The sequence below is a fragment of the Rhizobium sp. WYCCWR 11152 genome, from assembly GCF_013087615.1.
Taxonomy (GTDB): Bacteria; Pseudomonadota; Alphaproteobacteria; order Rhizobiales; family Rhizobiaceae; genus Rhizobium; species Rhizobium indicum.
In genome coordinates this window covers 307,477-327,689 of sequence record NZ_JABFCP010000011.1, presented here as the reverse complement: position 1 = coordinate 327,689, position 20,213 = coordinate 307,477, and the positions used below count along the sequence as shown (strand labels likewise).

General features: G+C 61.9%; 18 protein-coding genes. 6 read left to right on the top strand and 12 right to left on the bottom strand.

Annotated elements, in window-relative coordinates:
- Nucleotides 1-215 precede the first annotated feature (215 nt).
- Both G9X67_RS23115 and G9X67_RS23110 read right to left on the bottom strand, forming a co-directional pair.
- Nucleotides 216-713 (bottom strand): anthrone oxygenase family protein, encoded by a 498-nt coding sequence (locus tag G9X67_RS23115; protein WP_171599782.1) that lies wholly within the window; start codon nucleotides 711-713, stop codon nucleotides 216-218.
- Complete coding sequence (locus G9X67_RS23110; protein ID WP_171599781.1) at nucleotides 701-1,525, bottom strand: NmrA family NAD(P)-binding protein; 825 nt, start codon at nucleotides 1,523-1,525, stop codon at nucleotides 701-703. Before G9X67_RS23110 ends, G9X67_RS23115 begins: the two co-directional genes overlap by 13 nt.
- Before the next feature lie 100 nt (nucleotides 1,526-1,625).
- On the opposite strand from G9X67_RS23110, the gene G9X67_RS23105 reads away from it, so the two are divergent.
- The 3 genes from G9X67_RS23105 (at nucleotide 1,626) to G9X67_RS23095 (ending at nucleotide 4,032) form a co-directional block, all read left to right on the top strand.
- Nucleotides 1,626-2,282, top strand: coding sequence for a TetR/AcrR family transcriptional regulator (locus G9X67_RS23105; RefSeq protein WP_171599780.1), 657 nt, complete (start codon nucleotides 1,626-1,628; stop codon nucleotides 2,280-2,282).
- Between the two features lie 71 nt (nucleotides 2,283-2,353).
- Complete coding sequence (locus G9X67_RS23100; protein WP_138388265.1) at nucleotides 2,354-3,043, top strand: orotate phosphoribosyltransferase; 690 nt, start codon at nucleotides 2,354-2,356, stop codon at nucleotides 3,041-3,043.
- 62 nt (nucleotides 3,044-3,105) lie between these two features.
- Entirely contained in the window at nucleotides 3,106-4,032 is a 927-nt protein-coding gene (locus G9X67_RS23095) for a carbohydrate kinase (protein ID WP_171599779.1), read from the top strand.
- Between the two features lie 279 nt (nucleotides 4,033-4,311).
- Here G9X67_RS23095 and otsA read toward each other — a convergent pair whose 3' ends face one another.
- From otsA to G9X67_RS23080, 3 genes are all read right to left on the bottom strand, one after another.
- The gene (otsA, locus tag G9X67_RS23090) at nucleotides 4,312-5,727 is read right to left on the bottom strand and encodes an alpha,alpha-trehalose-phosphate synthase (UDP-forming) (RefSeq protein ID WP_138388262.1); all 1,416 of its coding nucleotides are present in this window, start codon (nucleotides 5,725-5,727) and stop codon (nucleotides 4,312-4,314) included.
- 548 nt (nucleotides 5,728-6,275) lie between these two features.
- Nucleotides 6,276-7,901 (bottom strand): glucose-6-phosphate isomerase, encoded by a 1,626-nt coding sequence (gene pgi, locus G9X67_RS23085; RefSeq protein WP_171599778.1) that lies wholly within the window; start codon nucleotides 7,899-7,901, stop codon nucleotides 6,276-6,278.
- Nucleotides 7,902-8,052: 151 nt separating this feature from the next.
- Entirely contained in the window at nucleotides 8,053-9,753 is a 1,701-nt protein-coding gene (locus G9X67_RS23080) for a long-chain fatty acid--CoA ligase (protein ID WP_171599777.1), read from the bottom strand.
- A 246-nt stretch (nucleotides 9,754-9,999) separates the two neighbouring features.
- Between G9X67_RS23080 and G9X67_RS23075 the strand changes: the two genes are divergently transcribed.
- Nucleotides 10,000-10,392: a PRC-barrel domain-containing protein gene (locus G9X67_RS23075; RefSeq protein WP_011650296.1), complete on the top strand. Its 393-nt coding sequence runs from the start codon at nucleotides 10,000-10,002 to the stop codon at nucleotides 10,390-10,392.
- Nucleotides 10,393-10,605: 213 nt separating this feature from the next.
- Here the strand turns inward: G9X67_RS23075 and G9X67_RS23070 are convergent, their stop codons facing one another.
- From G9X67_RS23070 to G9X67_RS23040, 7 genes are all read right to left on the bottom strand, one after another.
- The gene (locus G9X67_RS23070; protein WP_171599776.1) at nucleotides 10,606-13,065 is read right to left on the bottom strand and encodes a glycoside hydrolase family 2 protein; all 2,460 of its coding nucleotides are present in this window, start codon (nucleotides 13,063-13,065) and stop codon (nucleotides 10,606-10,608) included.
- Between the two features lie 80 nt (nucleotides 13,066-13,145).
- Nucleotides 13,146-13,541 carry a VOC family protein gene (locus tag G9X67_RS23065; RefSeq protein ID WP_138332389.1) on the bottom strand — a complete coding sequence of 132 codons (396 nt, stop codon included), beginning with the start codon at nucleotides 13,539-13,541 and terminating at the stop codon, nucleotides 13,146-13,148.
- Between the two features lie 56 nt (nucleotides 13,542-13,597).
- Nucleotides 13,598-14,347 carry an ABC transporter permease gene (locus G9X67_RS23060; RefSeq protein ID WP_138332390.1) on the bottom strand — a complete coding sequence of 250 codons (750 nt, stop codon included), beginning with the start codon at nucleotides 14,345-14,347 and terminating at the stop codon, nucleotides 13,598-13,600.
- Nucleotides 14,344-15,288 (bottom strand): ABC transporter ATP-binding protein, encoded by a 945-nt coding sequence (locus G9X67_RS23055; protein WP_138388258.1) that lies wholly within the window; start codon nucleotides 15,286-15,288, stop codon nucleotides 14,344-14,346. The genes G9X67_RS23060 and G9X67_RS23055 overlap by 4 nt, the downstream gene beginning before the upstream one ends.
- Entirely contained in the window at nucleotides 15,285-16,451 is a 1,167-nt protein-coding gene (locus G9X67_RS23050; RefSeq protein WP_171599775.1) for an ABC transporter permease, read from the bottom strand. Before G9X67_RS23050 ends, G9X67_RS23055 begins: the two co-directional genes overlap by 4 nt.
- A gap of 87 nt (nucleotides 16,452-16,538) precedes the next feature.
- Complete coding sequence (locus G9X67_RS23045; protein WP_171599774.1) at nucleotides 16,539-17,447, bottom strand: ABC transporter substrate-binding protein; 909 nt, start codon at nucleotides 17,445-17,447, stop codon at nucleotides 16,539-16,541.
- 286 nt (nucleotides 17,448-17,733) lie between these two features.
- The gene (locus G9X67_RS23040; protein WP_210258961.1) at nucleotides 17,734-17,919 is read right to left on the bottom strand and encodes an acetyltransferase; all 186 of its coding nucleotides are present in this window, start codon (nucleotides 17,917-17,919) and stop codon (nucleotides 17,734-17,736) included.
- Nucleotides 17,920-17,968: 49 nt separating this feature from the next.
- On the opposite strand from G9X67_RS23040, the gene G9X67_RS23035 reads away from it, so the two are divergent.
- Together G9X67_RS23035 and G9X67_RS23030 are read left to right on the top strand one after the other, a co-directional pair.
- Complete coding sequence (locus tag G9X67_RS23035; RefSeq protein ID WP_171599773.1) at nucleotides 17,969-19,216, top strand: LysR family transcriptional regulator; 1,248 nt, start codon at nucleotides 17,969-17,971, stop codon at nucleotides 19,214-19,216.
- A complete protein-coding gene (locus G9X67_RS23030; RefSeq protein WP_138332394.1) occupies nucleotides 19,213-19,938 on the top strand; it encodes a copper homeostasis protein CutC in 726 nt (241 codons plus the stop codon). The genes G9X67_RS23035 and G9X67_RS23030 overlap by 4 nt, the downstream gene beginning before the upstream one ends.
- Nucleotides 19,939-20,213 lie beyond the last annotated feature (275 nt).

Genomic DNA, 20,213 nt, shown 5'->3' with positions numbered 1-20,213 from the left:
TATTCTATGAAAGGTACTGGAAGTTCCGAGATTGCATATCGCAAGCCCTATCCAGTTGCCTCACTCCCGACGGTGACAATCTAACGCAAGGCGGCTCTCTGTGGGCTGGTTTGGCGGGGCTGTTCTTGTTGCTCGCTGTGATCTCAGCCTGGCGCTCTTTCCGGAGCCGGGATGCTGGCAAATAAGCTTGAGCGGCCAGCTCTTCCGCTTGCTTCTCAAACGATTATCAACGCCCGCACGAAGGCCACCGAGGCGAGTAGCGAGGCGATGGTCCGCACATGGTTCCACCACGTCCAGTCCCTGACATAGGTGGCCCAGAGCTGAACCGCTTCCGTCCCATTGCCGCCGACCTTTGCCAGCGCATCATTCATCGGCACGTTGAAGACGATGGTCGAGACGAAAGAGGCAAAGACATAGAGGGCTGCTCCGGCCAGCATCAGAAAAGATGCCCCGCCGCGCCAGTCGATCAGGGCGAGCACGGCGATGATGATGCAGAGGATCGCCGTGGGCACGAAGAGGCCCATGAAGGACGAGCGAACGATCGTCACGTTGATCGAGTTCATCGCCGCGATGCCTTGCTCTGCCGGAATCCGCGAGAAGGCGGTCATGATGAAGGTCGAGAAGGCGAAGAAGATGCCGGCGACGAGGCCGCTGCCGATCGCCGCGGCGACGAGGGAGAGGATGAGAATGATCTGCATGGTCAGGCGCTCCATATTCCGGTTGCCGCGGTCCGGTGGGCATATTCGCCGAAATCGGTGGCGGGGCGGCCGAGAATTTCGGCGACACCGCCCATGGTGCCGGAGTTGCGCCCATCGAGCACCTGGCCGAAAAGCTCCTCCAGAAGTTCGATCAGGCCCTGCGGCAGGCCGGCCGCCGCAAGCCCGCCGGTGAAATCCGCCATCGACACCTGCTCATATTCGATCGGCCGCCCGGCGGCCTGAGCGATCTCGGCGACCGCCTGGCGGAAGGTCAGCGCCCGCGGGCCGGTCAGTTCGTAAATCTTGTTGCGGTGGCCGGGATCGGTCAGGGCGGCGACCGCCGCATCGGCAATATCGTCGGCATCGATGAAAGGTTCGCTGATCTCGCCCGCCGGCAATTGTAGGCGGTCGCTAAGGATCTGCTCCAGGAAGGCGCCCTCGCTGAAATTCTGGCAGAACCAGGAGGCGCGCAGGATGGTGGTGTTTATGCCGGATGCTTTCAGCGCCGCTTCGCTTCGCTGCGCGCCCTCTTCGCCGCGGCCGGAGAGCAGCACGATATGCTCAAGGCCGCATCCCACAGCGACCTTGGCGAGCGCTTCGATCGCTTCCGCCGCCCAGGCGACGGAAAGGTCCGGCTGGAAGGCGACATAGGCGCTCGATGCGCCCTCCAGCGCGCCGCGCCAGGTCGACCTGTCCTCCCAGTCGAAGGGACGCGCGCTGGAGCGCGATGCGGCGCGGACGGTGAGGCCGCGCGCTTCCAGGCGCTTGATGATGCGGCCGCCGGTCTTTCCCGATCCACCGACGAGGACGATTTCGGAAGTCTGCATGTTAAAACTCCTCCCAAACTTTAAAACAAGAGAAACTCTCTCATTTGCAAAATGAGATAATCTCTCTTATTTTGTTTGTCAACGTGGAAAAGGAGAGAGCATGTCGGAGCAGCCGGTCGCAACGCGCAGGCGCCAGCAGGAGTCCACCGGCCAACTGCGCCGCATCCCCAGCCAGCAGCGCGGCCGCGAGCGCTTCGAAAAGATCCTCGCCGTTGCCTCGCAACTGATCGAAAGCCATGGCAGCGACGGCTTGAAGATGAGCGAGATCGTCGAAAAGGCCGGTCTCTCCTTCGGCGCCCTCTACCAATATTTCCCCGACAAGACTTCGATCATCCGCACATTGGCCGAGCGCTTCAACGAAGAGGGCAGGCGGTGCGTCGAAGAGGAGCTGGCGAAGGTGACCGACGCTACGGCCCTGCAGGGGGCGCTCGCCAATATCGTCGACGAATATTACGCCTTCTTCCGCCGCGAGCCTGTCATGCGCGACATCTGGCATGCGACCCATACCGACAAGCTGCTGCAACAGGTCGATGCTGAGGACATGGAATTTCATGCCCAGGCATTTCTCGCCGTACTTATCCGCCTGTGGCCGGTTCGCGACCGCAAGGAACTGCTCGTGATCGCGCGGCTGACGATGCAGTTGCTTGCCGCCGCCGTGCGTTATGCCGTTTCGCTGGACGCCGAGGAGGGCGCTCAGGCAGTCGCACTATTCAAGAAGATGCAGATCGTTGATATCGGCCGCCTGCTACAGCAATAGCCCGCCTTTCGTCTGGAAACCGCGGGCTCTTGCTGCTATTCCCGCAAGGATCCAAGCCGAAGGAGAGCCGCATGATCCAGACCACATTTCCCGACCGCGCCGTGATGGCCGAATTGCTGGCCAAGATGCTCTGGGAAATCAAAGCGGTGCATTTCAATGCCGCCCAGCCCTATAAACTCTCCTCCGGCATGGCGAGCCCTGTTTATATCGATTGCCGCAAGCTGCTCTCCTTCCCGCGCATCCGCTCGACGGTGATGGATTTCGCCGCCAGCACCCTGCTGCGCGATGCCGGCTTCGAGCAGTTCGATTGCATCGCCGGCGGCGAGACAGCCGGCATCCCCTTCGCCGCCCTGCTGGCAGATCGTCTCGGCCTGCCGATGATCTATGTCCGCAAGCAGCCTAAGGGCCATGGCCGCAATGCCCAGATCGAAGGCAACATGCCGGAAGGGTCGCGCGTGCTTGTTATCGAAGACCTGACGACAGCCGGCGGCAGCATGTTCAAATTCATCGAAGCGGTCCGCGCCGCCGGCGGCATCGTCGATCACGGCATCGCGCTGTTCTTCTACGGCATATTCGGTGAACAGCGCTTTGCCGACGGCAAAGTCAGGCTGCATCACATCGCCACCTGGCGTAATGTTCTGGCCGTCGCCAAGGCGCAGAAGCTCTTCGACGACAAGACGCTGTCGGAAGTCGAGGCCTTCCTCGATGCGCCGCTGGCCTGGTCGGGAAGGAATGGTGGGGTTAGTGAGCTTTCGCTCTAGCCAGTTGACAAAAGCTCGCTTAATCGGTTGATGAACGCATAAGTGCTGTTGGGAGGAATACGATGATTTTGTGCTGCGGCGAAGCCTTGATCGACATGCTGCCGAGGGACACGACGCTGGGCGAAAAGGGCTTTTCGCCCTATGCCGGCGGCGCGATCTTCAACACCGCGATCGCGCTAGGCCGCCTCGGCATTCCCACCGCCTTCTTCACCGGCATCGCCGATGACATGATGGGCGAAATCCTGCTGGAGACGCTGAAGGCGAGCAATGTCGATTACAGCCCGTGCGCCATCACACCACGTCCCTCGACCATCGCCTTCGTCAAGCTGGTGAACGGCCAGGCGACCTATGCCTTCTACGACGAGGGCACGGCCGGCCGGATGATCACCACGGCCGACCTGCCGGATCTCGGTGATGATTGCGAGGCGCTGCATTTCGGCGCAATCAGCCTCATCCCCAGCCCCTGCGGCGAAACCTACGAAGCCCTGCTCGACCGCGAAGCCGCTCGCCGCGTCATCTCGCTCGATCCGAATATCCGTCCCGGTTTCATCAAGGACAAGCCGTCGCATATGGCCCGTATCAAGCGCATGGCCGCGAAAGCCGATATCGTGAAATTCTCCGACGAAGATCTCGAATGGTTCGGCCTGCAGGGCGACCATGATGCGCTCGCCGCCCACTGGCTGAACCACGGCGCCAAGCTCGTCGTCATCACCAAGGGCGCCGAAGGCGCTTCCGGTTATACCAAGGATCGCAAGGTAACGGTGCCGAGTGAGCGCGTCACCGTTGTCGACACGGTCGGCGCCGGCGATACCTTCGATGCCGGCATCCTGGCGTCGCTGAAGATGGATAATCTGCTGACCAAGGCGCAGGTCGCCTCGTTGGACGAAAAGGCGCTGCGCAACGCTCTGACCCTCGGCGCCAAAGCCGCCGCCGTCACCGTATCCCGCGCCGGCGCCAATCCGCCCTGGGCGCGCGAGATTGGGCTTTAAGGCATATGCCGCAGCCTCTCGGCTCCCTCTTCTCCCCAGCGGGGAGAAGGTGCCCGTAGGGCGGATGAGGGGGCCGGCGAAGCCGGTCAACAACGCTCCTGCTGGGTTCGGCGATGAGGGGTTGTGCCGTGCGGCCCCCTCATCCGCCTGACGGCACCTTCTCCCCGAGGGGAGAAGGGACATGCCGCAACCTCTCGATTCCCTCGTCTTCCCGGGGGGATCCGAAGGACGGTTCGGCCCGAAGGGTCGGATGCGCGATGACAGGTCGACGCCGATCGATCAAGAGACTATCAGGGAGTCACGCTCCGGTTGAAGCTCGGGAGCAAGTACCAAGTCCCGCAAGAAGTTTTCGCACCAAAGCGAGACGTCGTGGGTTAGCAGATGCTCCATCATCATGCTCCAGCGGTCGCGGCGCTCCTCCAGCGACATGGCAAGGCCCTTGGCGATGGCATTGGCAGTGCCTTCGACATCGTAAGGATTGACCAGCAGTGCGCCCTTCAACTCGCGAGCCGCGCCGGCGAAGCGCGATAGCACCAATACGCCTGGGCGATCGGGATCCTGAGCGGCGACATATTCCTTGGCGACGAGGTTCATGCCGTCGCGCAACGGCGTGACCAGCCCGATCGTCGCCAGCCGGTAGAGGCCGGCAAGCACGTTGCGGCTGATCGATCGGTTGACATAGCGAATCGGCACCCAGTCGACCGTTCCGATGGCGCCGTTGACGCGGCCGGCCTGTTCGGCGACCATCTTCTGCATATGCTCGTATTCGGGAACTTCCGATCGCGATTTTGGCGTGACCTGCAGATAGGTGACCTTGTTCTGGTAGGCAGGATTGCTGGTGAGGAAGGTTTCGAACGCTTCCAGCCGCTGAATGATGCCCTTCGAATAATCGAGGCGGTCGACACCGATGATCATGTCCCGGCCTTCAACGCTGCGCCGGGTCTTCTGTACCATGATATGGTTTGCGGCTCTCTCTGCGAATTCGGCGAAACCCGCGGTTTCGATCCCGATCGGATAGGCGCCGGCCTTGAATATCCGCCCATGGGAATCGAACAATCCATTTCCGAGGTCGTCGCCAATTCCCTCCCTTCTGAGATACCCGGCAAAGTTCTGGAGGTCGTAGTCGGTCTGGAAGCCGACGACATCGTAATGCGAGAGCCCACGCATGATTTCCTCATGGACGGGCATCGTGACGAGAATATCGGCCGGCGGCCAGGGAATGTGCAGGAAGAAGCCGATCCGGTTCTTCAGCCCCATTTGTCGGAGTTCGGCCGCCAGCGGAATGAGGTGGTAATCATGAACCCAGATGATGTCGTCCGGCTCGATCATCGGCGCCAACCTGTGTGCGAAGAAGCGGTTGACGCGGAAATAGCCGGCCATTTCCTTCCGGCCATATTCGGCGAGGTCCAGTCGATAATGGCAGATGGGCCAGAGAACACGGTTTGCAAAGCCGCGATAATATTCCTCGACGTCGGTGTCGGTGAGATCGGTCAGCGCATAGGTGATGTTGCCCTTCTGCAGTTGCGACAGCGGGCCAGGTTCCCTGTCCCCGCTCGATTCTCCCGACCATCCCATCCAGATGCCGCCACGCTCCTGCAGGGCTGCCTGCAGCGCGACGGCCAGGCCGCCGGCAGCGGCGCTCCCATCTTTTGCCGGCATGGGAACACGATTGGAAACGACGACAAGACGGCTCATGAGCTTCCTTTAATGAAGATGGGACATGAAAACGCTGTGTGACGAGCGTCTTGAGGCATCTCCTGAACTTGGGCAGGGACCATGCAGTGAAAGCGCCGACATCGACAGAGCCGACCCGGCGTGAGCGGCCCGGTGCAGATGCCAACAAGAACAACGAACGGAGCATTTTCCACACAGATTTTGCTTGAATCTAGGGCGATTCCAACGAATTGAAAGAATTCATTCTACAATTTTTTGATTAGAAGAACGTTCATCCGGTTTCGTACGACGAAGCCCATCGTGCGGATGCCCCAGGCCCGCTGATATCAGTTCATCATTTGCGGCCGCAATGACGATGTTGGCGCCAATCCGCCCCGGCGCGTGAGATTGGTTTGTAAGGTTGGAGCCAGCGTCAGCCCCTCATCCGCCTGCCGGCACCTTCTCCCCGTTCTGACGGGGAGAAGGGAATATGCCGTGACCTCTCCGTTCCTCACTCGCCTCTCGCAGGGCACGTCCCCTCTCCCCGTCAGAACGGGGAGAGGGTTAGGGTGAGGGGCAATCTCGATCGCTTACTTCGCAAGCTTCGCCAGCGCCGCAACCAGGCCCTGTGTCGAGGAGTCGTGCGATGCTGCACTTTCCTTGCCTTCGACAACCGGCAGCAGGCCCGTCGCCAGTTCCTTGCCGAGCTCGACGCCCCACTGGTCGAAGGAATTGATGCGGAAGAGCACGCCTTCGACGAAGACGCGGTGTTCGTAAAGCGCGATCAGCCGGCCGAGCGCATAAGGGGTCAGCTTGTCATAGACGAAGGTGATCGACGGACGGTTGCCGGTAAAGACGCGGTGCGGGGCGATGAAATCGGCCTTCTTGTCGTCCATGCCCTTGTCGGTCAGCTGCTTCTTGGCTTCCGCGAAGGTGCGGCCCTTCATCAGTGCTTCCGACTGGGCGAGAACGTTGGAGATCAAGAGCTGATGCTGATGCCGCAACTCCGGCTCGAAGGCGTTGGCGGCGATCATGAATTCGGCCGGGATGATGCTCGTGCCCTGATGGATCAGCTGGTAGAAGGCATGCTGGCCGTTGGTGCCGGGTTCGCCCCAGACGACAGGGCCGGAATTGCCTTCGACCGGCGTGCCGTCGATGGTGACGCCCTTGCCGTTCGATTCCATGTCGAGCTGCTGCAGATAGGCCGGGAAGCGCGACAGGCGCTGGTCGTAGGGCAGGATGGCGCGGGTGGGGTAACCAAGCACATTGCGATGGTAGAAACCGATCAGGCCGAGCAGCATCGGCAGGTTTTCGGTAATCGGCGCCTTACGGAAATGATTGTCGACGGCATGGGCGCCGTCGAGGAACTTGCCGAAATTCTCCGGCCCGACGGCGATCATCAACGGCAGGCCGATCGCCGACCAGATCGAGTAACGCCCGCCGACCCAGTCCCAGAAGCCGAAGACGCGGGCGCTATCGATGCCGAAGGCGGCGACCTTGTCGAGCGCCGTCGAGACGGCGGCGAAGTGGTGCTGCACGGCGGCTTCGCCGAGCGCCTTGGCGATGAAATTGCGCGCCGTCTGCGCATTGGTCATCGTCTCGACGGTGGTGAAGGTCTTCGAGGCGACGATGAACAGCGTCGTTTCCGGCTGCACCAGCTTCAGGATGTCGGCGATATGGGCGCCGTCGATGTTGGAGACGAAATGCGCGCGCGGGCCGTCATGGAAGGGGGCAAGCGCCAGCGTCGCCATGACAGGCCCGAGATCCGAGCCGCCGATGCCGATATTGATGACGTCGGTGATCGCCTTGCCGGTCGCGCCCTTCAGCGCACCGGAGCGGACGTCGTCGGCAAACTTGCCCATGGCGGCAAGCACCGCATTGACGTCGGGCATGACGTCCTTGCCGTCGACCAGCACCGGCGTGTTGGAACGGTTGCGCAGCGCGGTGTGCAGAACGGCACGGTCCTCGGTGAAATTGATCGCCTTGCCGGAGAACATTTCCTCGCGCTTCTTTTCGACGCCGCCGTCTTCGGCAAGCTTCACCAAGAGCTTGAGGATGTCGTCATTCACCGCTGTCTTGGAAAAATCCATCAGCAGGTCGTCAAGCGCGACGGAGAAGCGCGAAAAGTGCTGCGAATCGGCGGCGAAGGCGGCGCGGATATCTGTCGCCTTGGTGGCATCAGCGGTGCTTTTCAGCTGTTCGACGATGGCGTTCATGGGAGGCTCCTTTGGAGGCGGAAAGGTTGCGGAAACTATTCGCTTTCTCACCCGCAAATCAAGTTCAGCCGCCTGTCGAAATGGAAAAAAGCCACCCGCGGCAAGCGGATGGCCCCTTCAGGAAAGCCTCTAATTCATCAAATCGTCAAATTCAGCCGCGCAGGTCCTTGCGCAGGATCTTGCCGACCGGCGACTTCGGCAGCTCGGTGCGGAATTCGATGAAGCGCGGGCGTTTGTAGTTGGTGAGGTTGGCGATGCAATGGGCTTTCACCTCGGCTTCCGTCAGGTTCGGATCCTTCCTGACCACGAAGAGTTTTACCGCTTCGCCCGAATGTCCGTCCGGCACGCCGATGGCCGCGGCCTCGAGGATGCCGGCGTGCATGGCGGCGACCTCCTCGATCTCGTTCGGATAGACGTTGAAGCCCGAGACCAGGATCATGTCCTTCTTGCGGTCGACGATCTTGGTATAGCCGCGCTCGTCCATGAAACCCATGTCGCCCGAGCGGAAGTAGCCGTCGTCGGTCATCACCCGCGCCGTCTCTTCCGGCTTCTGCCAGTAGCCGGCCATCACCTGCGGCCCGCGGATGCAGATTTCACCGACTTGGCCTGATGGCAGCGAATTGCCCTCCTCGTCGCGGATATCGAGGTCGGTGGAGGGAAGCGGCAGGCCGATCGTGCCGGTGAACTCGGGCGAATCGAAGCGGTTGGCGGTGGCAACAGGCGATGTCTCGGATAGGCCGTAGCCTTCCGTCACCGCCGTGCCCGTCATCTTCAGCCAGCGTTCGGCGACCGGGCGTTGGACGGCCATGCCGCCGCCGAGCGACATGATCAGCGACGAGAAATCGAGCTTGGCGAAATCGGCATTGTTCATCAGCGCATTGAACAGCGTATTGAGGCCGGGAAAGATATGCACCTTCGATTTTTCGAATTCCTTGACAAGACCGGGAATGTCGCGCGGATTGGCGATCAGGATATTGTGGGCGCCATGCGACATGCCCATCAGCGAATTCACCGTCAGCGCGAAGATGTGGTAGAGCGGCAGGGCGCAGAGGAAATTCAGCACCTCCGGCTCTTTCTTGCGCTCGAAAGCCGATCGCAGCCAGAGGGACAGCTGCAGCTTGTTGGCGAGCAGGTTTTCATGCGTCAGCACCGCGCCCTTGGCAACGCCCGTCGTGCCGCCGGTATATTGCAGGAAGGCGATATCGCCGCCTGTTAGCGTCACCGGCTGGAGTTCTTTTCCCGCACCTTCGCGCAGCACCTGGCCGAAGCTCTTGTGCTGAGGGATCGACCAGGAGGGAACGAGCTTCTTCACCTTGCGCACGACGAAATTGACGATCAGCCCCTTTGGCCCCAGCATTTCCCCGAGCGAGGTGACGACGACATGGCGCAGATCGGTCTTGTTGAGGACCTGCTCCACCGTGCGGGCAAAATTCTCCAGCACGAAGATCGCCTTGGCGCCGGAATCCTTCAACTGGTGTTCGAGCTCGCGCGGCGTATAGAGCGGGTTGACGTTCACGACGACCAGTCCTGCGCGCAGGATGGCGTAGGTCGCAATCGGGTTCTGCAGCACGTTCGGCATCATCACGGCGACGCGGTCGCCCTTTTGAAGGCCGGTGCTTTGCAGCCATGCGGCGACTTTGCGCGTCTGGCTCTCCAGCTCGCTATAGCGCATCCCCTTGCCCATGCTGGAAAAGGCGATCCGGTCGGCGTAACGGGCGCAGGATTTTTCGAGCAGTTCGGCAAGCGAGGCATATTCCAGCGGCGGAATCTCTGCCGGAACGATATCGGGATAGGCGGCAAGCCAGGGCTTGTCGGGCTTGGCTCCGTTCGGATGGACGGAAATGCTGTTCATCTGTCTCTCTCCCCTGCGGCCGCCGCGCCGACATCATTCGGCAGATAACCAGAAAGATCCTCCATCTTCCAGTGCGGCAGCTTATGCCATTGCCTGAATGGTTCAAGCCGAATGAAGCTATACTAACCTTGACGTAAACATCAACATTCCGCCAGCGCACGATCATGGAAAGATGGGGAACTTTGAGTCCGCCATCACGTTGATCTTGCATACTCATCATGAGGAAACACCAAAAGGAGGTGCACAATGTTGAACCAGGATACCGACGCCACCCGCCGTGACCCGAATGTCAAGAGCACCCACTCGCTGATCGCCAGCGACCGCGTCGAGGGCACCCGTGTCTATGGGGCAGATGGCAAGCATATCGGCTCGATCGAACGCCTGATCATCGGAAAGCTCGACGGCCGTGTTGCCTATGCCGTGCTGAGCTTCGGCGGCTTCCTGGGTATCGGTCACGATCACTATCCGCTTCCCTGGGAAAAGCTGAACTACGACACCCAGTTGGATGGCTATCGCATCGACCTGACCAAGGAGCAGATCGAAGGCGCCCCGAGCTATTCGGACGATGACGACACCTGGTACAACGACAATGGCCGCCGGGTCTATGATTACTACGGCGTGCCGCCCTACTGGATGTAACGTCGTCCGATAGCCGAGCTGGAAGGGCCCCGCGGATGCGGGGCCTTTTGGTGTTTGGCGACTGGCTCGCGCCCCTCATCCGGCTGCCGCCACCTTCTCCCCGTAAACGGGGCGAAGGGACCATGCCGTAAGCTCTCCGTCCCTCGCCAGCCTCTTGCATGGCACGTCCCCTCTCCCGTTTTACGGGGAGAGGGTTAGGGTGAGGAGCAGCCGCTACCGCGAGCCGACAACAAGATCGTTGGCCGATCGCAGAACGGCGCCGACGACAATGGCGTCTGCCGTAATCGCCTTTGCCGTCTTCACAGCAAACACATGGCTCTCGCCCGGCAACAGCGTCACCAGCATCGAATCGACAACGGCATCCGGATCCAGCCGGTCTGCCATCAGGCAAAGATCCTTGAGGAAATTTTGCGCCGTCACCTTGACCTGATACCCGCCGTCGATCCCGACGACATGGATAGTCAGCCGCGGTGCCGGCAAGGCAAGCTCGATATCCTCGACGAAATAATGGAAGGCGCGCCGGTCGAGCATCTGCACGACGATCACCTCGTCCTTCGGTAAGTCGGGAGTGACGATATCCTTGGGCAGCGGAAATTCCTTTGCCTCGAAGCGGTCGCACAGCAGCCGCCAGAATTCGAATTCGGCAAGCACGGTGCCGTCGAGCTTCATGCGTTTGCCGCTGATCTTCGCCCGCCAGAACAGCGTTCGTTCATTGACGGCCACCGCCGCAAGCCCGCCGCCGCGCGGCTGGATCGTCAGCAGGCGCGGATCATAGGCCGCCTTCAGCCCATACCAGAGCGGTTTGCGGCGACCGGCCGAATCGAGGGCCGCCCACGAGGTCACCGGCCAGCAATCGTTGAACTGCCAGACCACCGCACCCTTGCAGATATGCCGATGCGAGCGCATGTGTTCGACGCCGAAGCGGATGGCGCGCGCCTGGTTGAGCTGGGTGGCGAAGTGCCAGTCATCCATTGTCCGTGGCTCCGGCAGATGGCCGGATAGGCCGCGGATCAGCTTGTCATTGCCATCAGTTGCCTTCTGATGGTGAAAGACGCCGTTCGATTGCGGCGTCAGCGGCGCGTCGTGCACGCTTTCTTCGATCGTTGCCCAGGCTGCAGGCGCCTGCCAGCCGAATTCAGAGCAGAAGCGCGGGATATAATTGCGGTAGACCTCGTAGCCGACATCGTTCCACACGTCCCAGATATGTTTGCAGCCATGTGCGTCGGCATTGGGTTCGATTTCCATTGAGCCGGAATAGGGACTGCCGGGATAATAGGGCCGGTCCGGATCGAGTTCGATGCAGAGTTTCGGCAGCAGGTCGAGATAATAACCCAGCCCCCAGCTTTCGCCCGCCTTGATGATCGGCCGCCAGCCCCATTCGTCGAAGCCCCAGATATTCTCATTATTGCCGTTCCAGAGCACCAGCGAGGCATGCGGCATCAACCGCACGACATTGTCGCGCACCTCCGCCTCGACCTCGCTTCTGAGCGGCTCTTCTTCCGGATAGGCGGCGCAGGCAAAGAGGAAATCCTGCCAGACCAGCATACCGGCGCGGTCGCAGGCCTCATAGAATTCGTCGGCCTCGAAAATACCGCCGCCCCAGACGCGCAGCATGTGGATATTGGCGGCCTTTGCCTCCTCGATCCGAGCGGCATAACGCTCGGCCGTCACCCGCGGGGGGAAACAATCGTCCGGAATCCAGTTCGCCCCGCAGATGAAGAGCGGCACGTCGTTGATGACGAAGGTAAAGGCCGAGCCATGCTCGTCGGCGGAGGTATCGAGCCGCAGCGAGCGGAAACCGAGTTCGCGCTCGTGAGCGTCGAGCAGATCGTCACTGGCCTCGCCGATCAGCCTGAGCGTCAGCGGATAAAGCGGCTGCGCGCCGAGATGGTGCGGCCACCAGAGCTGCGGCGAGGGGAGGGCAAGCTCGAAGGAAACCTCGTCTTCGCCGGCGCCGATCACCACCGTCTTGGTCACGCCGCCGCCAATTTCGGCGATGAGCTTGCATGGCGCCTTATCGCCATGCCGCGCCAGCCTGGCATGCACTTTTACCAGCCCGTCGCCGCCGGCAAGTGTCGCCGACACCCGCGTTTCGGCAAGCCGCGCCCGATCCCAGCTTTCCAGCCGGACGGGCTTCCAGACGCCCGCCGTCACCAGCGTCGGCCCCCAGTCCCAGCCGAAATTGCAGGCCATCTTGCGCATCAGGTTGCCCGGTCCCGGATAGTTGTTGGGACGGTAGCCGTAATGCTTTTCCATCTCCGCACCATAGGCGTAAGCCGAGCGGAAGGTGACGGTGAGTTCGTTCTGGCCAGCCTTCAGCAGCCGGGAAACATCGAAACGATAGGTACGGTGCATGTTGAAGGTGCGGCCGATCTCTTCGCCGTTGAGGGATATCACCGCGACGGTATCGAGCCCGTCGAAGACGAGCTCCTGCACCTTGCCATCATCCGGCATCGCCTCGAAGCTGCAGCGATAGGTCCAGTCGGTCTTGCCGATCCAGTCACTGGTGATCTCGTTGACGTCGATATAGGGATCGGGGATCAGCCGGTTGGCGAGAAGGTCGAGATGCACGCAGCCCGGCACCGTCGCGGGTATCGCAGCCGGCAGGCCGGGTCTTGCTGTATCGTTACAGGAGAGCGTCCAGCCGGAATTGAGCGCAGTCTTTTCGATCATGGCGGGCTCCTGATGCATGCCGCTTGAAGCTGTGGGATTATCTGTGGTTGGACCGTATCGGTGGTTCGGCGTCAGATGCCTCAGAGAAACCGGCCGTGGCGCTGCAGCACCTCGATCTTGTAGCCATCGGGATCGCTGATGAAGAAGAACAGGCCGAAGAGCTTGCCGTCGCGGTTGAGCTCCACCAGTTCACCGGGCTTGAGCCCAAGCTTCGACAGCCGCTCGCGCTCGACCGCCACCTCTTCGACTGAGACGGCGAGATGGCCATAGGCATTGCCGAGGTCATAGGGCGCGGTCCGGCCCTTGTTGACCGTCAGTTCCAGCTCGAAGCCGGTCTCGGCATTGCTCATATAGATCAACGTGAAGGTTTCGAAATCGACGCGGTCGGCGACCGAAAGGCCGAAGGCCCTCTCGTAGAAACCGACGGAGCGCGCCTCATCGAGAACGCGGATCATGGAGTGGATCATCTTCGCCAAGTCTGCCTCCCATTGCACTACAGCGCCGCAGTTACGGCATCTTGGTACTCGCCCTCCTACGCCGCGCGCAAGCCGATTCTTCGGGTAATCGCCGCTTCGACCAAGCCCATGGCATCATAGATCAGCACCGCCATGAGGCCGACGATCAGGCCGCCCTGCAGGATGAAGGCGGTGTTGTCGGAAATCAGCCCGGCGATGATGACCTCACCGAGACCCTTTGCCGCAACCGTCGAGCCGATCGTCGCCGTGCCGATATTGATCACGGTCGCGACCTTCAGCCCTTCGAGGATCAGCGGCAAGGCAAGCGGCAGCTCGACCCGCAGCAGCCGCTGCGTGCCGTTCATGCCCATGCCGTCGGCAGCATCGAGAACCTGCGGCGAAACCTGCTTCAAGCCGGCGACGGTGTTTTCGAAGATCGGCAACAGGCCGTAGAGAAAGAGCGCAATCAGCGTCGGCATGGCGCCGAAGCCGGTGGCGGGAACCGCGAGCGCCAGCACCGCGACCGGCGGAAAGGTCTGCCCGGCATTGGCGATGGCGCGCGACAGCGGCAGGAAGTCAGCCCCGCTTTCCCGCGTCACGAAGATGCCGCCGACAACGGCAAGCACGGCGCTGCAGACGATCGATCCGATCACCAGCTGCAGATGGCCGGCGGCGAGCGAAGCAAGGCTGTTCTGCGTATAGACGGCAGGCGCATTGTTGCTGGTCAGCGGCACCAGCATGAAGGAAAGCCACTCCGTCCTGAACAGCAGGATGAGCAGCAAAGCCAGCGCCGCCAGGCGGAAGAGATTGGCGACGACGAGCTTCATGCCTTGCGGCCCAGTTCGAGAAGCCGCGTCATCGAGATCGATCCCACCGGCTCCTTCTCGCCGTCCTGCACGGCCGCCTCATCGACCCCCTGCCAGATCATCTCGGCCAGTGCATCACGCAGGCTGAGCGACTGCGGCAGGGCATAGGCGAGACCGGTCTTGGCCGGCTCCATGCTCTCCTTCAGCGGCAGCAGCGACATCAGCTTCAGCGCCCGGTCGGAGGTGCCGGTCAATTGCTGCACGAAGGGATCGGCGGGTTCGGTGAGGATCTTTTCCGGCGTCGAGCATTGCAGCAATCTGCCCTCGCTCATCACCGCGATCTGATTGCCGAGATGGAAGGCCTCGTCCATGTCGTGGGTGACGAGAATGACCGTCGTGCCAAACTGCTTCTGGATCGCCAGCAGATCGTCCTGCGCCTTGCCGCGGATGACGGGATCGAGCGCGCCGAAGGGCTCGTCCATCAACAGCAATTCCGGTTCGGCCGCCAGCGCCCGGGCGACCCCGACGCGCTGCTGCTGGCCGCCGGAGAGCTGATGCGGATATTTGTCGGCAAATGTTGCCGGATCGAGATTGAAGAGCCCGAGCAGTTCCTCGACCCGCTTGGAGATGCGGGCGGAATCCCAATCGAGAAGCTGCGGCACGGTGGCGATATTCTGCGCCACGGTCCGGTGCGGAAACAGGCCGTGGCCCTGGATCGCATAGCCGATCTTGCGGCGAAGCTCGGTCACCTCAACGTCCATCACATTCTGTCCGCCGACGAAGATCTCGCCTTCGGTGATCGGCACCAGCCGGTTGATCATCCGCATCAGCGTCGATTTGCCCGAGCCAGACGTGCCGACGATGACGGTGATCTCGCCTTTCTCGACGCTCATCGAGACGTTGTCGACGACGGTGGCCACGCCGTAGCGCTTGGTGACGTTCCTGATCTCGATCATGGTCATGCGGCGGATCCCCGGATGCTGTCGATGACCGCATCGAGGATGACGGCCGATGAGAAGGCGAAGAAGACGGTCGGTACGGCGCCGAGCAGGACGAGATCCATGGCCGTCTGGCCGAGCCCCTGGAAGATGAAGATGCCGAAGCCGCCGCCGCCGATCAGTGCGGCGATCGTCACCATGCCGATCGCCTGCACCAGCACGATGCGGATGCCGGTGAGGATGACCGGGAAGGCGAGCGGCATATCGATTCCAACAAGGATCTGTAAGCGCGTCAGCCCCATGCCGGCCGCAGCATCGCGCACCGAAGGGTCGACGCCCTGCAGGCCGACGACGGTGTTGGCGACGATCGGCAGCAGCGAATAGAGCACCAGCGCAATCAAGGCAGGCGCCGTGCCGATGCCGCGGATGCCGATCGCGGCAGCGAGCGGCACATGGGTGGCGAGGTAGCCGAGCGGCAGCATCAACAAGCCGAAGAGCGCCAGACTCGGGATCGTCTGAATGAGGCTCAGCCCCTGCAGCACGGCGGCGCGCAGCTTAGGCACCCAGAAGCAGAGGATGCCGAGCGGCAGGCCGAGAACAATGGCGATGGCAAGCGAGCCGAACGCCAAGAGCAGATGCGAGATCGCTTCGGTCTCGAATTGCGGGGCCCGGGTCGAGAATTCCTTCATGATCGAAAGGCTGTCGAGCAGACCGGAGGAGAGCGAGATGAAGAGCAGCGCCGTATAGGCTGCAAGGGCTGCGACCCGCATCCACGGCGCCAGCCGGATTTTGACAAGCGCATCTGATATGACCAGGCCGATCACGGCAAACAGTACCCAGAAGCCGCCGCCAGGCGTCATGCGCGCCACCGTGCTGCCGGGGGGCGTTGCCGCCGTCGAGACCAGGCCGATCGCAACGATCAGCGCCGCAAGGCAGAGTGTGCCGATGATAAGCCGCGCTATCGCATTAGTGAGGAACAGCGTGGCGAAAGCGGTGAGAAGGAGGAGCACGGTCAGGATGATGACCGAAGGCTGGGGAAGAAGCTGCATCAGCAGCATCGGCTTGCCGGCGGCGATGCGGTTTGCCTTCACGTAGATGAAGGGCATCAGTGCTGTCGCCGCGATGCCGCCGGCCACCAGAACCACGCCGAGCCGGTCCAGCCTGCGGACCGCTAAGGTTTCTGCCATTCAAATCAACCCTGTCTGGCCAACCCTGTCAGCCCAACCCTATCAGCAAAGGAGGCTCCGCCCTTAATCGGGCGGAGCGGGCTATCACTACTTCAGGAAGCCTTTTTCCTTGAGATAGGCTTCGGCGACGGACTTTGCCGGCTCGCCGTCGACCTGGATCTTGGCGTTGAGCTTGCGCAGCTCGTCGGCGGTCAGGCTTTTGAAGATCGGCGAGAGCACTTCTTCGATCTTCGGATTGGCCTTCAACACCTCTTCGCGGATGATCGGCGTCGGGGCATAGACCTGCTGCACGTTTTTGTCGTCTTCGAGAACGGTGAGTTCGGCCGCTTCGATCGCGCCGTCGGTGCCGTAGACCATGGCGGTGTTGACGCCGTTCGTCTGGTCGGCGGCCGCCTTGATCGTTGCCGCCGTGTCGCCGCCGGAAAGAACGACCATCTGGTCGGGCTTCAGCTGGAAGCCATAGGTCGTCTGGAAGGCGGGAAGCGCGCCGGCCGAATTGACAAATTCGGCGGAGGCCGCAAGCTTGGCGGCACCGCCGCCGGCAACCCATTTGCCGAAGTCCGTGAGGCTCTTCAGCTTGTTCGGGCCGGCGACGTCGCTGCGCACGGCGAGCGCCCAGGTGTTGTTGGCAGGCGACGGCGTCAGCCAGACGATCTTGTTGGCGTCGAAATCGAGCTTCTTCGCCAGCTCATAACCCTGGTCGATGTTCTTCCAGGCGGCGTCATCGGCCTTGTTGAAGAAGAAGCCGGCATTGCCGGTATACTCCGGATAGATGTCGATTTCGCCGGCGGTGATCGCCTTGCGCACGACGGGTGTCGCGCCAAGCGCGATGCGGTCCTGCGTCTTGATGCCGTTTGCTTCGAGAGCGAGCGCAATGACGTTGCCGAGCAGCGTGCCTTCGGTGTCGATCTTCGACGAAACGACGACGTCTGCGGCATGGGCCGCACCCGCTGCGAAGGCGGAGAGCGAAACGGCAAGTGCGAGTTTCTTCAGCATGGAATATCCCCTTGTTAAACACCGTTGACCTACAGCGCCGCACGTCTTTCAGACGTGCAAGGACGCTGTAGCACTTTGAATTGCTGCATAATTTATCCTGCCATCGGTCCCGATTTCAGGAATTATGCAGTTGCCCAAGCCCTTGGCGGGAGGCTTGCGCGCAGGAAAATCCGCCGGCGAGGGCGACCAAGCCGCCATCATGCCGGAATTGCGTGCGTGATGGAAATAGCGTTCATGCCCGAAAAATCGATGCAAGCCCCCTCCAGTATTTGCGCTCGCGGCACGATTATGGCGGCGAATGCATCTCCGCGCGCGGAAACGCATTCCCTTTTCCAAGGCCGGCGCGATTTGTTTTTGTCCCCTTGCGTGTTTCCACGATATTCCCAGGCTCTGTTGCGGATTCCCGCCGCCGAGATTTTTTATGACGGGAACGATAGCCCGCCTCTCCGGAGGCAGGGATATCTTTTTTCATGAACACATCATATCGTCCGGTTTTTCCAGCGCTTTCCGGAGGTGGCCGTTTGCATCTTGGTGCCTTGTTCATCGCCAGCCATGTCCTGACCTCCGGTTCGGTCCGCGAGACCGCGCGGCGCTTCCAGCTGTCGCCCTCCACCGTCTCGACGGCAATCCACAATCTCGAGACCGAACTGGCGATGAAGCTGACGGAACGCGCCTCCGGCGAGCTGGCGACGCTGATTGCGAGCGGCAGGGTGCTGGAAGGCCTGGAGCCGATCATGGCTGCGATCGCTGAACTCGGCCAATGGGCCGGTCACGACGGCGCCGGCGCCGAGATCGACGAGACCTGGACATCCCGCATTCCCGTCAAGATCGTCACGATGGAGCGTTTTCTCGAAGTTGCCGACCAGGGCAGCATCAACCGGGCCGCCCGCCGCCTTCGCCTCGGTCAGCCGCAGCTTTCGCTTCAGCTTGCCAATCTTGAGAAATTTCTTAAGCACCGCCTGTTCGAACGGCAGGCGCAGGGCTCGGTGCTGACGGAGGAGGGCAGGCGCGCCTACCAGATCTTCATGGCGATCAGCCAGGCGTGGAACGATCTCAAATCGTCGGCCGACGAGCGTTATCGGCGTACTGCCCGGTCGCTGCGCATCGGCTCGATCATCCCGACCGGATCGGAAAGCTGGGTGGCGCGCTGCCTGGGCACGCTGGTCTCGGAATGGAATGTGCGCCGCAACAACAATGCGATCTCGCTGGTCGCGATGACCGCCGACGATCTGCGCGAGGCGCTGAAGAGCGGCCGCATCGATGTCGCGATCCTGGATTCGGTCTTCGGGCTGGAAAACTTCCGGCATCGCGAACTGCTCAAGACCGACATGGTGGTGATCGCGCCGCCTGACAGTACCGAGACCAGCGTCGTCGATCTCGTTGCCGGCCACCCGATCTGCATGCCGAGCCCGCGCACCGGCCTCGGCCATGCGGCGATGGCCTTCAGCTACGAGCGCGCGCCCAACCGGCGCCTGCGCAGCCAGGATATCACCGCGGCGGATTCGCTGCCTGTCATCGTCGACCTCGTCGCCAATCATGGCTATGTCTCTTTCCTCGGCCGCGTCAGCGCCATGCCGATCGCCGACAAGGTGCGCATCGTCGATCTCGACGAGCATCTGCCGATGTCCTATCACGTCGCCTTCAACCATCGAAAAGCCGCCGCCGATGCCTGCACTGTCATCATCGAGGTGGCGGCCAGAATTACGTCGGAAACCGTCGCGCGCACCATAAGGCCGACGGACGCCAGAACCAGGGAGACTGCAGCGTGACGATCTTGCTCGAAGTGTGCGTGGACAGCGCCGAAGGCCTTGCCGCCGCGATCGAGGGTGGCGCCGGGCGCATCGAGCTCTGCTCGGCGCTGGAGCTCGGCGGCCTGACGCCGCTGCCGAGCCTGATGCGGATCGCCGCTCGGGCGCCCATTCCGGTCTATGCGATGATCCGCCCTCACGCCGGCCCCTTTATCTTCGACGGGGCAGACGAGGAAGCGATGATGATCGATATCGACGCCGTACGCGCCGCTGGCCTTGCCGGTGTCGTCATTGGCGCCAACCGGCCGGATGGTACGCTCGACATGCCGTTGATCCACCGTTTGAAGGCGCATGCGGCCGGCCTCGGCTCGACCCTGCATCGCGCTTTCGATCTGGTGCCGGATACCGATCAGGCGCTGGAGCAGGCGGTCGAACTCGGCTGCGAACGCATCTTGACCTCCGGCTGCAAGTTGAAGGCGGCCGACGGCCTCGACACGCTGAAGCGCATTTCGGCAAAGGCCGCCGGCCGCATCGCCATCATGCCCGGCAGCGGCATCCGCCCGGCAAATGTCGGCGAGATATTGAAGGCGACCGGCGCCCGCGAGGTCCACGGCTCCTGCAGTTCACCGGTCGAAAGCGCCGATCCGCGCGCGGTGGCCTTCGGCTTCGAGGCGAAGAGTACGAACAAGACGGATGTCGCGATTGTCAGGCAGATGCGTAGGGCAATTGAGGCGGCGGGTTAGACTTGTAGCCTGGGTCGAGCCACAGGTCTTGACCCGTCCTTCGGACAGACATGCCGTGACCTCTCGACTCCCTCTTCTCCCCAGCGGGGAGAAGGTGCCCGTAGGGCGGATGAGGGGGCCGGCGAAGCCGGTCTTTCCCAACGTCCATGCGGGTTTCACCGGCTCGCGTTGTCTCAGGGCGTTGCCGTCGGCGTCGCGGGACAGGTTATGAGAGGAGGGGGTGTGCCATGTGGCCCCCTCATCCGCCTGCCGGCACCTTCTCCCCGAGGGGAGAA